Origin of the sequence: Lichenifustis flavocetrariae, assembly GCF_026130545.1 — a bacterium.
Taxonomy (GTDB): domain Bacteria; phylum Pseudomonadota; class Alphaproteobacteria; order Rhizobiales; family Beijerinckiaceae; genus Lichenihabitans; species Lichenihabitans flavocetrariae.
Map to the genome: position 1 here is coordinate 124,168 of NZ_JAMOIM010000009.1, position 13,277 is coordinate 137,444.

Here is a 13,277-nt window from a genome sequence, read left to right on the forward strand (position 1 = left end):
GGGATATCAGGAGATCGCGCGGGCGCCGGGCAGTTCGGCGAGGGCCGCCAGGATCTGCTGCTTGGCGGCGGCCGCTTGTTGCGGGTCTCGCGCCCGAACGACGATCTGATTGTGGAATGTGCCGTCCCGGAAGGATGGATATGACCCGATCGAGGCGCCGGGAAATGCTTGCGCCACGGTCGCGAGCGGTGTCGCATAGGCACCCTCGGGAAGCCCGAGAGCATCAACGGTCTCGATCGTCAACGGCGTGCCGGTTTTGAGGCGCGGCGTCACGTCGTCGAGCATCGCCTGCATGATGCTAGGCACACCGGCCATCACGATCACATTGCCGATCATGAAGCCCGGCGCCTTGGAAACCGGGTTCTGGACAAGCTCGGCGCCGTCCGGGATCCGAGCCATTCGGCGGCGCGCCTCGTTGAGATCCTCGGGCTTGATCCGTTGCAGGAGCAGTTCGATGGCGCGCGGATCCTCGGCGATCGGTACGCCGAACGCCTTGGCGATGCTGTCCGCCGTGATGTCATCATGCGTGGGCCCGATGCCGCCCGTCGTGAAGACGTAGTCGTAGCGATGCCGCAAAGCATCGACGCCGGCAACGATCTCGGCCTCGACATCCGGCACGATGCGGACCTCCCGAACCTCGATGCCCATCGTCATCAGGTGCTCGGCGATGTAGCCGATGTTCTTGTCTTTGGTTCGGCCCGACAGGATCTCGTCGCCAATGACGAGAATAGAAGCGGTGACACTGGAATTCGACGTCATGACAGTCTCCGGACCCACGTGTTCTAGCGCTCGATCCCGAGCACGAACAAGCGATCTCAGCGGATGAGGCTCAGGTCGCCCGCTGGTAGACGTTGTTGCTGCGAGTTTGCAACATGAGCCGATAAGCTCTCCCGCCTCCGAGCGCAGCGATCTTGCGCGTCGCCGGGCCCGATCCGTTATCCACGATAAGGAGCTTCGGCCAGAGCCGGGGTTCGACCGTTTGAAAGAAGGGGTCGAGAACCAAATCCTCGGCTCCTTCGACATCGACCTTGAGCGCGTCGAGAACGTCGAATTGTTCATCCTTGATGATCGTGCTCAGCGCCTTGCTGGGCACACGAACGGAGTTCCGCCGACCTTGCGGGCTGACGAAGCGCGTCGAGCTCTCCCCGCTGTTGGCCGCATCCAAGAACAGCGTGATATCACCGTCCTGGTCTGTAACGGCGCACTCGAGCGCCTTGATGCTGGCGAATGGATTTTGGCTGACGTTGTAGGTCAGCCGCTCGAAGATTTCAGGTTGAGGCTCGATGGCGAGAATCCGTGCATGAGGCCCCGCCATGGCCGCGACGAACAGGCTATAACCGCCCACGTTGGCGCCGACGTCGATGAAGGTGAACCCGTCCCGCAAGTGCGCCGCCAAAACCGTGCGTTCCTCGGGGTCGAACAGGTGCGGCGTGAACAGGAGGTTCTTCTCGGAAACATTGTGGGCCGGGTACAATCGCATCCGCGCACCTAGGGCATCGACATCCTGCGGTTTCCCACGCAAAAGCGCGATCCCGGCTGTCCGGCAGATAAAGCCCAGGCGACGGCCCAACCATGATACCGGCCGTCTTCGCGTGACGCGCAGCACCCTGGCGACAAGCCCGTGCGGCGCGTGAAGTCCAAAGGGCGAAAGGTCGTTGTAAGCTGACATTCTTCTCCGTCGAGACATTGTGTAAGCCCCCAATCCCTTGCGGCACAAGGGGCGAGACCGCCGTGTTCTGGGACAGCACCTCAGCGTTGCGGCCAGGAGAAGGTTCGCGCCGTTGTGAATCTTTCATTTTTGCTTACATTGAACGAGACAGTCCCCGTTAGCCCAATTCCCGAGCACCATGACTTTCGTTGACGCAATATCGGCTCCGATTCGGAAAACGGGCCAGATCAAGCTGCACGGCGCTTCCGATTTCGAGCCGATGCGAAAGGCCGGACGCCTTACAGCCGAGGCGCTTGACCTGCTGACCGAGGCGGTTCGACCGGGGGTCACGACAGAGTCGCTCGACAAGCTCGCGTTCGAGTTCGCCATGGATCATGGCGCCTATCCGGCGTCTCTGGATTATCGAGGGTTTCGCAAGTCGATCTGCACGTCCATCAATCACGTTGTCTGCCACGGGATCCCGGACGACAAGCCGCTGCGTGACGGCGATATCGTCAATATCGACGTCACGTTGATCGTCGATGGCTGGCACGGAGATTCGAGCCGCATGTATCTCGTGGGGGACGTTCCCCGGCGTGCGGAGCGGCTGGTTCAAGTCACCTACGAATCCCTGATGCGCGGCATCGCGGCGGTCAAGCCAGGTGCCACGACGGGGGATATCGGCGCCGCCATCCAGGAGTATGCCGAAGGCGAGCGCTGCTCGATCGTGCGGGAATTTTGTGGCCACGGCCTCGGGCGCCTGTTCCACGACGAGCCCAACATTCTTCATTACGGGTATCGCGGTGAGGGCGCGGTCCTTAAACCTGGCATGTTCTTCACGATCGAGCCGATGGTCAATCTCGGACGTCCGCATGTCAAAGTGTTGAGCGACGGCTGGACGGCTGTCACGCGTGATCGGTCGCTTTCGGCGCAGTTCGAGCATACGATCGGTGTCACCGAGTCCGGCGTCGAAGTGTTCACTTTGTCGCCGGCCGGGCTGCATCAACCAACCTACAAATAGAGCCGCGGCGTGAGCGGCCTCGACGAAGCTCCGCTTTTCGCCGACAGGCCGCTTTCAGAGGGAGCAGAGACGACGGCTTCGGAGCTGCCGTGTCCCGTGGTGGAACCCGAAGAGAAGTCGCGAGACCATCGCGAGGGGCATCGTGACAGGCTCCGGCAGCGCTTCTTGGCCGCAGGCGCAAAAGGTATCGGCTCCTACGAATTGCTCGAATTGATCCTGTTTCGAGCCATCCCGCGCCGTGACCTGAAGCCACTCGCAAAAGCCTTAATCGAGCATTTTGGATCTATAGCCGAAGTCATTGCGGCATCGCCACAGCGCCTGAAAAAGATCAAAGGACTCGGTGATGCGGCGATCGTCGAACTGAAAATCGTAGCAGCGGCTGCTCAGCAACTGGTAAAAGGGTCGGTGGCAGATCGAACGGTACTCGGTTCTTGGGCCGCGGTAATTGATTATTGTCGCGTGGCCATGGCGTTCGTTGAACGGGAAGAATTTCGCATCCTGTTTCTCGATAAACGCAACGTGCTGATCATAGATGAAGTCCAGGGAACCGGGACAATCGACCACACGCCTGTCTATCCGCGTGAGATCATCAAACGTGCCCTCGAACTCGGCGCGACAGCCCTGATCCTTGTCCACAATCATCCTTCGGGAGACCCCTCGCCTTCCCAGGCGGACATCTCCATGACCAAGCAGATCGTGAGCCTAGCGCGGACCATGGAGATAGAGGTACACGACCACATCATCGTTGGCCGTAATGGCTATGCAAGCCTGCGTAAGCTCAAGCTGATGTAACCGAAATCAATTGAGCCTGAACTCTGCGCCGACCATGCGCAGTTCCGAGCGGCGCAGCATCTTGGCGTGGTCAACCCGCACCGTGTAGAGCGCGCCTTCGAGGGTCTCGCGCCAAAAATTCAGGAATTTGTTGAGGGCCGGAAACGAGGGGGTGATGTCGTAGTCCTGCCAGATGTAGGTTTGCAGGATACGTGGGTGGTCCGGAAGCCGGTAAAGTATCTCGGCGGTGGTCAGCCCGTAGCCCGATAAAAGAGCCAGACGGTCAGCGACGGCGTTGGGCGTCAGTGTCATGGACCCACCTTTCGTTCGATCGATTACATGTCCTGGTTTCCGACTCGGACCAGCAAGATCCTCGCCAATTCGATTGCACGCCGCGAACATCACCAAACGATTAAGGCGCACTGGTACCCGGATGCGATCTTGTGCGACAGCGTAACGGAGCGAGATCCTCGGGCAGGTCGACGTCGTGGAGAATGGCCGCGGTCCGCTCGACTTCTTCGACGGAAATGTCGGTTTCATTCAGGAGGCGACGAGCTCCAACATCTCCTTGTAAGGCCGCGACACGCACAAAAATGGACCGTGAGAGCAGAACCGGATTGCCTCTCTGCCGGCCATGAACCGGAACCACCGCATCGGCCGAGGGACGAACATGAGCGGCTTCGATCATGGCATCGATTGTGCCGCTGTCGATGTCAGGCATGTCAGCCAGAAGAACGATCGCACCAGCACACTGGGGTGGGACCGCGGAGACCCCGACTTGCAATGAGGTCGATAAGCCTTGCGCGAAATCAGGATTGTGCGTGCAAACGACTGGGAGGTCGATGAGAGCGTCCACCAGATCCGATGCTGCATGGCCGGTCACGACGATGACGGGCCGCGCCATCGACGCCAATGCCGATCGGACGACATGGCGGACAAGCGGCTCTCCATCAAGCGGGGCGATGAGCTTCGTTGGTTCAGCCCCGCCGGCCTGGCGATACCGGGAAGCCTGCCCCGCAGCGAGGATCACAGCCGCGTAGGAGGTCATAGGAGCGCATCGTTGTCCGCCGCGACCTCGACTCCAATCGGCCTTTTGCTGCCCAATGGAAGAACCGTATCGAGGCGCGGCTGTGGACGGGAGACGATTTCCATCAAAAGGCCGCCCGCACCGAGACGCCGAATATCGTCGCGAGTGACTTCGATGCCGGCGAGCAGGCGCTGGAGAATCCAGTCGAAGCCGTTCTCCTTGGGACTGCGGGCACAGCCCGGAGCGCCGATCACCCAAGCCCGACCAAGTCGACCGAGGAGGAGGAGGTTTCCCGGATCGACCGGCATGCCGAATTGTTCGATCGTTCCTCCGGCCTCGGTGAGCGCTGCAGGGATGACGTCACGGCGGTCCGTAATTGCGGAGGCGCCGAACACGACCACGAGGTCGCATTTCCGGGAAAGTCCGATAAGCCTCTCTGACAGCGCGCGTGTGTCATGGGGAAGGGTCTCGTCCGCCACAATAGGGGCGCCCGCAATGGCCAGCCTGTCGGCAAGGTGCTGAACCGTTTTGCGGATCACAGAGGGTTTCAGACCTGGCAGAACAGTCGAAAGCACGCCCACTTGAAGAGCCTGGAACGGCTTTAGATCGACGATGGGCTGACCGGCGAGACGTAGGGCCTCGTTCAACGACTGACGTGAGACGGCGAAAGGAATGATCTTCACCGTGGCCACCATCTCGCCAGCGACGACCGCGCGGAACGGCGGCAGGGTCGCTAACGTCAAGGATTCATCGATTGCATTCAGGCGGTTGACGGCCTCGACATCGAGACTCAGAACCCCACTCGTCCTGGCAAACAGATTTGCCCGTCCGGTAAAGGCACGATCGGTCGAAAGATGAACGCCTCCGATAGTTTGTGCGAGTCGTTGGGCCGCTTCGTTTTCGCCGACATCGTCCACTTCCATGCGGGCCACCATCAACTCTGCAACGCCGAGCGAAGCGAGTGCGGCAACATGGTCCCCGGTGACCACCTCCCCCTTCTTCAGGGTCACGGATCCGACATGGAGCGCATGGGCCACGGTGGCGCCAATCGCCCCGTTCAGCGGAACAGGGCCAAATTTCATCCTACAGGCTCCGATTGTGTGGCCTCTGCGCGGGTGGGCTTGCGCCGGAGCGCAAGGATGATTTCGCCTAAGATCGAGACCGCGATCTCGGCGGGACTGACGGCGCCGATGTCGAGGCCGATGGGCGCATGGATGCGCGCCAGATCATCATCAGAAAATTGGCGTGCCGCCAGGCGCCCGCATCGCGCCGCATGTGTCTTCCGCGATCCGAGAGCCCCTATATAGAAGCAAGCGCTCCTGAGACCCGCGATCAGCGCCGGATCGTCGATCTTCGGATCATGGGTCAGCACCGCCAAGGCACTGAAGCGATCGAGGTTGAGGTCCGGCAGCACCTCCTCGGGCCATGCCGCGATGACTCTGGTCGAGGGAAACCGCTCGGAAGTCGCAAAGGCGGTACGTGGATCGATGATGATGACGTCGATGCCAACTGTCCTCGCCAATTCGGCAAGAGCCTGGCTGACATGGACGGCTCCAATCACCACAAGGCGCACCGGTGGGACATGGACGTTGATGAAGAGGGATCGCCCTTCCTGCTCTACCGTCCCGCTTTTTCCCAGGCGCAGACGATCGGCAAGAATGTCGGCCAAAGGATCTGCGGCCACATCGTCGCCCTTGACGAGCCTCTGCTGTCCCGAGGCGAGGTCGGTCACCAACAGCACGGCCCGACGAGCAGCGCGCTCCTGGTTCAAAACCGCTAGATGTTCGAGCCGCATGATGTCGCCTTCGATTGCGAGAAGGTTTCAGTCGATCCTTTGGACCAAAATTCTGATCTTGCCGCCGCACGACAGACCGACCCGCCATGCCGTCTCGTCGGCAACGCCAAATTCGAGCAGCTTGGAGCCCCCGGCCTCGATAATGTCGAGCCCTTCCGTAATGACGTCGCCTTCGACACACCCGCCCGAAACCGATCCGAGGAAATTCCCGTCCTGATCGACCACAAGTTGACTGCCAACCGGACGCGGCGCTGATCCCCAGGTGTCGACGACCGTTGCAACCGCCACCCCTTTGCCGCTCCGCTTCCATGTTTCGGCATGAACCAGGATGTCGTCATCGGTCGTCAGCATCGTTGAACTCCTCATGCAATCAAGCGAAATAGCCGAGGCCGGCGGATGTTCGCGGGTTCGTGTCGAAGCGAAGACTCCCCGGAAGCCAACGCTTCAACTGTCTAACGGACGGCATCGGTCGAAGCCTTCCGGTGATCGACCTCGATGCGGTGACCTGTCATGCGATAGACGACCTCGTCGCCGACCTCGACAGTTCCGAGATCGACATCGCGATCCGGAAGGATCGCGGTCGCTCGTTTATGGTTGAAGACAAGGATTTGGTGATTGGAGGGCGCTCCCACCAGAGCCCAGCGCTTGAACTGGGCATAATAGGGCTCGCGACGCCAAGCCGCGGGTGCACCTGAATCTGGAGCGACCACCATGCGCCGGCCTCCGGCCTCGGTGTAGATGAGGAACTTCGCCCGGTCCGGCTTCCATTCCGGACCGAGGTGCGGGTTTCGCAGCCAATGACAGAAAAACAACCGGCAGGTGTCGGGGCGGGTCGCATGAATTCCGCAGCCATGTCCCTGAGCCACATGCCGGCACCATTGCTGGACTCCCTTGTCGAGTTCGGGAATAGCGAAGACCTTGCAGCACATGGCACATGAGCCGCACGTGCGGCCAGGAACGAGGCCGACGGGCGGAGCGGCGCTGGAGGTTAATTCGGAGGACATCCAGCCCATTCTACGCGAGCCCTTCGAGGCACGCCATCTTTCGAGCGACAGGTGAGGGATGGATGGCGTGTCAAATCGCCCTCGTCGGGTCAACGCCGGTCAGATCCACCGAGAGATCCCAGAGGCGCGCAGCCGCATCCACGTTTCGTGCCTGCGGCGCGATTCGCGAGGCTTTCGGGCGCCCTTTAAGTTCGTAGAAACCGTCCGGCCCATAGTAGCCACCGGCCTGGATCTTCGGCGCGGTGGCGGCGAAGAGGATCGGCCACGCGCCAGCGGCGGCAGACTGACCGAACAATGGAAACAGCAGGAGCCCCAAGCGCTCCTTCATCCCCATGCCGCCGCCGATTGTCGGTCCGTTCTTGAAGATGTCGGTCATGGCCCAACCCGGATGGGCCGACACACCCGTCACGCCCCAGCCGAGGGCCGCACTCCGGCGCTGGAATTCCAAGCCGAACATCAGCATAGCGAGTTTCGACTGGCAGTAGGCCTTCCAGGCGTTGTAGCCCCGCCGAGCTTGAGGGTCGGCGAAGTCGATACGTCCGCGCAGATGGGCGAGGCTAGCAAGATTGACGACGCGGGACGCCTTACCCCTGCGCAGAGCGGGGAGGAGCAAGCCCGTCAGTGCGAAATGTCCCAGGTAATTGGTGCCGAACTGAAGCTCGAACCCGTCGCGAGTCTCGTGGCGGGCCGGCACCGCCATGACCCCGGCATTGTTGATCAGAAGATCGAGAGCCGGATGCGTCGACATGATGGAGGTCGCGAAGCTTCGAATGGAGTCGAGGCTCGCCAGATCGAGGAGACCGAAGCGAACTTTCGCCGCCGGATGCTTTTGCCGGATCTCGGCGACCGCCTGCTGGCCTTTGCCCGCGTTGCGGCCGGCCACGATCACTTCCGCGCCCGCCCCTGCAAGCACCTTCGCGGTCTCGAGACCGAGCCCCCCTGTTCCCCCGGTGACGATCGCCACCCTGCCCTGCTGCGACGGCAGGGGTACATCGCGCCGAAAGGCCATGTCTCGCCTATGCCGCCGACTGGTCTGGAGCGATCACCGCCACGAACCGCGCAAAAAACCGATCCACCATTCGCTTCGCCATTCCGTCGAAAAAGCGGCCTCCGAGATGGGCGAGCTTGCCGCCCACATTGGCTTCGACCGCGTAGGTCACGCTGGTTCCTTCCGGCACGTCGGTCAGGCGGATGTCTGCTTCGCCCTTGGCGAAACCCGCGATGCCGCCCAATCCCTCGCCCAGTAACCGACAGCTGTTCGGCGCATCGACGTCCCGCAATTCGACCTTGCCTTTGATCGAGGTGTTCATCGGCCCGATCTTGACCTTCGCGATCGCGAAAAACTCATTGTCGCTCGCCTTTTCCAGCGTATGACACCCGGGAATGCAGGCGCGAAGGACATCCGGGTCGTTCAAGCCCGACCAGACGATCCGCTTGTCGGCGGGAATCGTGAACGCGCCTTCCAAAGTTATGGCCATCGCCTGTCCTCATTGGTCAGCGGCATCCTAGGGTAAAGGGTGGAACCCGCAAACCAGCCTGTGAGAACATTCCTTGCATGGGATGCGTTCCAGACCGGAATCTGGCAAGTGGACCTCGGAAACCGGTGGTTCGAAGAAAGGTGCGGCCAATGGATGGCAAGACGGATGTGCTTGTGCTCGGAGCCGGCATCGTCGGCGTCTCGGCAGCGATCCATCTGCAGCGCCGGGGGCGGGCCGTCGTGCTCGTGGACCGGCGCGGCGCCGGCGAAGAAACGAGTTACGGGAATGCCGGCCTGATCGAGCGTGCCTCGGTGTTTCCCTATGCGTTTCCACGAGAACTCGGAACGCTGATCCGTTACGCGCAGAACACGTCGACCGACGCCCATTATCACTTCTCCGCACTCCCGACCGTCATGCCCTGGCTCGGCCGCTACTTCATGGCCTCCTCGCCCGAGGGCGTTGCCAAGACGGTGTCGGGCGCCTGGCCGCTGATCCAGCGCTCGCTCGACGAGCATGAGGATTTCATGGAGGCCGCACAGGCCAGCCACTTCCTGCGGAAGGTCGGCTGGATCAAAGCTTTTCGGGCCGAGGAAAGCCTGGAAAAAGGCATGGCGGAACTGGAGAAGCTCAAGCCCTATGGGCTGTCGATCGATACGCTCGATACGGCGGGGATCGCCGAGCGCGAACCGTTTCTCGGCGAGGGCCTCATCGGCGCCCTTCATTTCCGTGACCCCGGCGCGATTTCCGATCCCGGCGGGCTGGTCAAGGCCTATGCGGACTACTTCACGACGCTGGGCGGCCGTTTCGTTCAAGGTGACGCGCAAACGCTGGAAGAACATCCCGCGGGATGGCAGGTCGAGACCGAAGCGGGGCCGGTTCAGTCGCGCGATGTCGTCGTGGCGCTAGGGCCTTGGTCGAACACGATCTACGAAAAGCTCGGATATGCGATGCCACTCGGTATCAAACGTGGCTATCACCAGCACTTCCATCCGAACGGCAATGCGGTGCTTAATCGCCCCGTGCTCGATGTCGATGGCGGCTTCCTGCTCGCCCCGATGATGCGCGGCATTCGCCTGACGACAGGCGCCGAATTCGCCGACCGCGACGCGGCTCCCTCTCCTGTGCAGGTCGAGCGCGCTATTCCGAAGGCCCGGAAGCTATTTCCACTCGGTGATGCTGTCGAAGACAAGCCCTGGATGGGCGCCCGCCCCTGCTTCCCGGACATGCTGCCGGTGATTGACAAGGGTGACAAGCATAAGGGCCTCTGGTTTGACTTCGGCCACCAGCATCATGGCTTGACGCTGGGCCCGGTCACAGGCCGACTTCTAGCAGAGATGATCACGGGAGAAGAGCCGTTCACCGATCCGAGCCCCTATCGAGCGGACCGATTCTAGAATTAGGAGGCCTAAAGGGTCGCCCCCCGCTCTCCTGGCGGGCGCTTTGGTAGCCGAAAACGAGGCTTTTCCGCATAGCCGGTGTCAATGATGAGGCGGCGCTTCGTCGTCTTTATCTCGCTGTCGCAATTCAAAAGTACCAAAGTCTCGCAGTGACGAGGCGTAATCCATGACCGATCAGACTTTCGACGCCGTTTCGGCGTCGACCCCGGCGCAGGATCGCCCATTTCCCGCTCGTGCCCTCGCGCCGACTTCGGCGTTTTGGCTCGCGATGTTCGCCGCAAGCGCGCTCGGCGCTAATATCGGAGACTTGTGCGCCGACTACCTCGGCTTGGGTCTGGAGACTTCCTTCGCGTCGCTGGCGGTGATTTGCGCCCTGATGATCTGGGGTGATCGTGAGAACGGGGGCCGTACCGAATTCTTCTATTGGCTTGCCATCATTTGCCTCCGGGCGGTCGCGACCAATGTCGGCGACTACTTCACCCACGCATTGGGCATGAACTATCTCCTCGCGACGGTCGTCCTCGGCGCGATGACGTTGGTGTGCGGTTATTACACGCTGCCAGCCGCCGAAGGCCGGTCTCCTCGGATCGATCTCCGCTACTGGGGAGCGATGTTCGTCGGCGGTGTTTTTGGAACAGTTGGCGGCGATATGGTCTCGCACAGCGTCGGTCTGTTCCTCTCAGCGACGCTGCTCACGGTGCTTTTGCTGGCGGTCATCCGCGTGCGCAATCTCGCCGCGCCGACCGCGATGGTCGGTTATTGGTGCGTGGTGCTCGCCGAGCGAGCGGCGGGTACCGCCATGGGCGACTGGCTCGCGAAAAGCCGCGGCTTGAATTTAGGTCTGCCCGTCTCGATCGTCCTCACGACCTCGGTTCTCCTCATCGCGCTCTCAATGCGCGCCGGCCCTAAGAGGACGGATGCGAGCGTGGGTTTTGGCTCGGCGATCCGCGTTCTGTTGCCCGCCCTCCGGCTCGCGCTCATCGGTCTGTCCCTGGTCGGATGCTTTTTCATGATGCGGATCTACGTCCTGCAGCGGCCGGGTGATCCATCCCTGGTTCTGTCCTACGGAATTGGGCTTGCCATAAACGCCTTCTATCTTTGCTGCCAGGAACTGAGCTCAGTGGGATCATCGCGCAGCTTGCGGCTGATTTCCCTGTGGTTCGCGGTCAAGCGTCATGAATTCGATCAATGGGCTCAGGCGAGAGAGGTCGAACTGCGCGATCGGACCCGCTAAGTGCCGAGCGCACCTCGACGGGAGATGACCGCTGCGATCGGTCAAGCTGTTCCGTGACTCAGGTTTCCTGTCTGAATCTCTGGCGCCAGCTTGGCAGCGCCCTATCGAACGGGAGCGACGTTGCCTCGAAAACAGCGCGCGCGATAGCGCGGGCGAGGCAATCGGCTGCGAGCGCACCAATCTCGGTGAGTTGATGGAGCGTTGGGGCTTCTTTGGCGGTCCCGCCGGTCGCGGCGGCGAACACGACATCGCCGTCGAGGGCAGCATGGCTCGGCCGGATAGCGCGGGCCATTCCGTCATGGGCCATGACAGCAAGCCGCTTGCATTGCGCCTTTGTCATTGCGGCATCCGTCGCCACGATGGCGATCGTGGTGTTTTGCGGCGTATGGCCTTTCACCCGAAGATGGCCGTTTGCAGGCCAGGATGCAGGCATACCGAGGCCCCCGAACTCGGCCTCGCGCTCAAAGGTGGCAGCCCAAAAATAGGGACCGTCGCCGATAGTGGTTTGGCCGAGCGCGTTGACGACCACCAGGGCTCCGACCGTGAAGCCGGATGGTGTCACCGCGCTCGTCGAGCCGAGGCCTCCCTTGAGGTCGGCGGTCGTGGCGCCGAGACCGGCGCCGACACTGCCGAGTGCAAAATCAACCGACGCGGCGACCGCGCTCGCGTAGCCTAGATCCCAGTAGGGAGGCATGCGGCCCCAGTCTTTGTCGCCCCCGTTGCCGAGATCGAACAGGATTGCGCCGGGCACGATTGGGATGAGGAACTGGCCGACCGCAAAACCACGGCCCTGTTCACGCAATGCGCCTTGGACCCCGCCCATGCTGTCGAGACCAAAAGCGGAGCCGCCTGACAATACCAGGGCATCGACCCCCTCCACCGTCATATCCGGCTCAAGCAAAGCCGCGTCGCGGACCCCGGGCGCCCCTCCCTGGATCGAGATCGAAGCGATCGTCGGGCTGTCAAAGATCAGCGTCGTGACACCGGACGCAAGTCGTTCGTCCTGCGCATGGCCAACCCGCAGGCCGGGAATATCGGTGATCAAGTTTCGCATGTCCCTGCCCTCTCTGTGCCCCGCTCACTGCTTTCCGCTACCGGCACCCTGTGGCTTGAGGTAGGAAAAGGCATGTCTTCGAACGTCAGCGTCACCGCCGCCTTCATCGCGGGTCTTATCTCGTTTCTTAGCCCTTGCGTCTTACCGCTTGTTCCGCCCTACCTTTGTTATCTCGCCGGATCGACGCTCGACGAATTGCAAAGTACCGACGCAGCCCGCACGCGGCGAGATGCGGTGCTGGCAAGCCTCTTCTTCGTAGCCGGCTTCACCACTGTGTTCGTGGCACTTGGGGCGACCGCCTCGGTGTTCGGCCAAATGATCCGGCAATTCAACACAGCCTTTTCGATCGCGGCCGGCTTCGCAATCATATTGATGGGGCTGCACTTCATCGGCCTCTTCCGTCTCACCCTGCTCTATCGGGAGAAGCGCGTCAGTGTCGAACGCTCCAGCGGACTCGGTGCCGCTTATGTCATGGGCCTCGCCTTCGCGTTCGGCTGGACACCCTGCATCGGTCCGATCCTGGCCGCGATCTTGGCAATCGCCGGGTCAGAAAGCACGGTGGCACATGGCGCGGCCCTGCTCGGCGTCTACTCGGCCGGCCTAGGCCTGCCCTTCGTGGCAGCGGCCTTCGCGGTAGGGGGATTCCTCCGGTTCCTGCGCGGGTTCCGCCGTCATTTTCAAACGGTCGAGAGGGTCGCCGGCGCGCTTCTCGTGGTCACCGGCATCGCGTTCCTCACGGGCGGCATGCAGAGCCTGTCGTATTGGCTGATCGAGACATTCCCGGGCCTCGCCTCACTCGGCTGAGGCGGTCATTTCCCCTGGACGCTCCTCAAACTAAACGCTCCCGG

16 protein-coding genes are annotated in these 13,277 nt (G+C 61.8%); 5 read left to right on the forward strand and 11 right to left on the reverse strand.

Going from position 1 to position 13,277, the window contains the following annotated elements; translation table 11 throughout:
* Positions 1 to 6 precede the first annotated feature (6 nt).
* Positions 7 to 759 (reverse strand): competence/damage-inducible protein A, encoded by a 753-nt coding sequence (locus M8523_RS15065; RefSeq protein ID WP_282585703.1) that lies wholly within the window; start codon positions 757 to 759, stop codon positions 7 to 9.
* Positions 760 to 829: 70 nt separating this feature from the next.
* Positions 830 to 1,480, reverse strand: a complete 651-nt coding sequence (locus M8523_RS15070) for an FkbM family methyltransferase (protein ID WP_282585704.1) — start codon at positions 1,478 to 1,480, stop codon at positions 830 to 832.
* A gap of 367 nt (positions 1,481 to 1,847) precedes the next feature.
* Here M8523_RS15070 and map point away from each other — a divergent pair, with 367 nt between their 5' ends.
* Positions 1,848 to 2,669 (forward strand): type I methionyl aminopeptidase, encoded by an 822-nt coding sequence (map, locus tag M8523_RS15075; protein ID WP_282585705.1) that lies wholly within the window; start codon positions 1,848 to 1,850, stop codon positions 2,667 to 2,669.
* 84 nt (positions 2,670 to 2,753) lie between these two features.
* Positions 2,754 to 3,461, forward strand: a complete 708-nt coding sequence (radC, locus tag M8523_RS15080) for a RadC family protein (protein ID WP_282585818.1) — start codon at positions 2,754 to 2,756, stop codon at positions 3,459 to 3,461.
* 6 nt (positions 3,462 to 3,467) lie between these two features.
* On the opposite strand, the gene M8523_RS15085 is transcribed toward radC, so the two are convergent.
* The 8 genes from M8523_RS15085 to M8523_RS15120 form a co-directional block, all read right to left on the reverse strand.
* Positions 3,468 to 3,752 (reverse strand): usg protein, encoded by a 285-nt coding sequence (locus M8523_RS15085; protein WP_282585706.1) that lies wholly within the window; start codon positions 3,750 to 3,752, stop codon positions 3,468 to 3,470.
* 100 nt (positions 3,753 to 3,852) lie between these two features.
* A complete protein-coding gene (locus M8523_RS15090; protein ID WP_282585707.1) occupies positions 3,853 to 4,488 on the reverse strand; it encodes a nucleotidyltransferase family protein in 636 nt (211 codons plus the stop codon).
* Entirely contained in the window at positions 4,485 to 5,549 is a 1,065-nt protein-coding gene (locus M8523_RS15095) for a molybdopterin-binding protein (protein ID WP_282585708.1), read from the reverse strand. The genes M8523_RS15090 and M8523_RS15095 overlap by 4 nt, the downstream gene beginning before the upstream one ends.
* The gene (locus tag M8523_RS15100) at positions 5,546 to 6,262 is read right to left on the reverse strand and encodes an XdhC family protein (RefSeq protein WP_282585709.1); all 717 of its coding nucleotides are present in this window, start codon (positions 6,260 to 6,262) and stop codon (positions 5,546 to 5,548) included. Before M8523_RS15100 ends, M8523_RS15095 begins: the two co-directional genes overlap by 4 nt.
* Before the next feature lie 27 nt (positions 6,263 to 6,289).
* Positions 6,290 to 6,613, reverse strand: a complete 324-nt coding sequence (locus M8523_RS15105; RefSeq protein WP_282585710.1) for an XdhC family protein — start codon at positions 6,611 to 6,613, stop codon at positions 6,290 to 6,292.
* Positions 6,614 to 6,714: 101 nt separating this feature from the next.
* A complete protein-coding gene (locus M8523_RS15110; protein WP_282585711.1) occupies positions 6,715 to 7,266 on the reverse strand; it encodes a CxxCxxCC domain-containing protein in 552 nt (183 codons plus the stop codon).
* Positions 7,267 to 7,336: 70 nt separating this feature from the next.
* Positions 7,337 to 8,275, reverse strand: a complete 939-nt coding sequence (locus tag M8523_RS15115) for an oxidoreductase (protein ID WP_282585712.1) — start codon at positions 8,273 to 8,275, stop codon at positions 7,337 to 7,339.
* A 7-nt stretch (positions 8,276 to 8,282) separates the two neighbouring features.
* On the reverse strand, positions 8,283 to 8,744 hold the full coding sequence (locus M8523_RS15120; RefSeq protein WP_282585713.1) for an SRPBCC family protein: 462 nt from the start codon (positions 8,742 to 8,744) through the stop codon (positions 8,283 to 8,285).
* 149 nt (positions 8,745 to 8,893) lie between these two features.
* On the opposite strand from M8523_RS15120, the gene M8523_RS15125 reads away from it, so the two are divergent.
* Positions 8,894 to 10,138, forward strand: coding sequence for an NAD(P)/FAD-dependent oxidoreductase (locus tag M8523_RS15125; RefSeq protein ID WP_282585714.1), 1,245 nt, complete (start codon positions 8,894 to 8,896; stop codon positions 10,136 to 10,138).
* Between the two features lie 169 nt (positions 10,139 to 10,307).
* Entirely contained in the window at positions 10,308 to 11,375 is a 1,068-nt protein-coding gene (locus M8523_RS15130; RefSeq protein ID WP_282585715.1) for a COG4705 family protein, read from the forward strand.
* 58 nt (positions 11,376 to 11,433) lie between these two features.
* On the opposite strand, the gene M8523_RS15135 is transcribed toward M8523_RS15130, so the two are convergent.
* Positions 11,434 to 12,429, reverse strand: coding sequence for a P1 family peptidase (locus M8523_RS15135; RefSeq protein ID WP_282585716.1), 996 nt, complete (start codon positions 12,427 to 12,429; stop codon positions 11,434 to 11,436).
* A gap of 72 nt (positions 12,430 to 12,501) precedes the next feature.
* Between M8523_RS15135 and M8523_RS15140 the strand changes: the two genes are divergently transcribed.
* On the forward strand, positions 12,502 to 13,233 hold the full coding sequence (locus tag M8523_RS15140) for a cytochrome c biogenesis CcdA family protein (RefSeq protein ID WP_282585717.1): 732 nt from the start codon (positions 12,502 to 12,504) through the stop codon (positions 13,231 to 13,233).
* The last annotated feature ends 44 nt before the right edge of the window (positions 13,234 to 13,277 follow it).

Coding starts and splice junctions, on each gene's coding strand:
- M8523_RS15065 (WP_282585703.1), bottom strand. CDS start 759: ATGACGTCGAATTCCAGTGTCACCGCTTCTATTCTCGTCATTGGCGAC.
- M8523_RS15070 (WP_282585704.1), bottom strand. CDS start 1,480: ATGCGATTGTACCCGGCCCACAATGTTTCCGAGAAGAACCTCCTGTTC.
- map (WP_282585705.1), top strand. CDS start 1,848: ATGACTTTCGTTGACGCAATATCGGCTCCGATTCGGAAAACGGGCCAG.
- M8523_RS15085 (WP_282585706.1), bottom strand. CDS start 3,752: ATGACACTGACGCCCAACGCCGTCGCTGACCGTCTGGCTCTTTTATCG.
- M8523_RS15090 (WP_282585707.1), bottom strand. CDS start 4,488: ATGACCTCCTACGCGGCTGTGATCCTCGCTGCGGGGCAGGCTTCCCGG.
- M8523_RS15095 (WP_282585708.1), bottom strand. CDS start 5,549: ATGAAATTTGGCCCTGTTCCGCTGAACGGGGCGATTGGCGCCACCGTG.
- M8523_RS15100 (WP_282585709.1), bottom strand. CDS start 6,262: ATGCGGCTCGAACATCTAGCGGTTTTGAACCAGGAGCGCGCTGCTCGT.
- M8523_RS15105 (WP_282585710.1), bottom strand. CDS start 6,613: ATGCTGACGACCGATGACGACATCCTGGTTCATGCCGAAACATGGAAG.
- M8523_RS15110 (WP_282585711.1), bottom strand. CDS start 7,266: ATGTCCTCCGAATTAACCTCCAGCGCCGCTCCGCCCGTCGGCCTCGTT.
- M8523_RS15115 (WP_282585712.1), bottom strand. CDS start 8,275: ATGGCCTTTCGGCGCGATGTACCCCTGCCGTCGCAGCAGGGCAGGGTG.
- M8523_RS15120 (WP_282585713.1), bottom strand. CDS start 8,744: ATGGCCATAACTTTGGAAGGCGCGTTCACGATTCCCGCCGACAAGCGG.
- M8523_RS15125 (WP_282585714.1), top strand. CDS start 8,894: ATGGATGGCAAGACGGATGTGCTTGTGCTCGGAGCCGGCATCGTCGGC.
- M8523_RS15130 (WP_282585715.1), top strand. CDS start 10,308: ATGACCGATCAGACTTTCGACGCCGTTTCGGCGTCGACCCCGGCGCAG.
- M8523_RS15135 (WP_282585716.1), bottom strand. CDS start 12,429: ATGCGAAACTTGATCACCGATATTCCCGGCCTGCGGGTTGGCCATGCG.
- M8523_RS15140 (WP_282585717.1), top strand. CDS start 12,502: ATGTCTTCGAACGTCAGCGTCACCGCCGCCTTCATCGCGGGTCTTATC.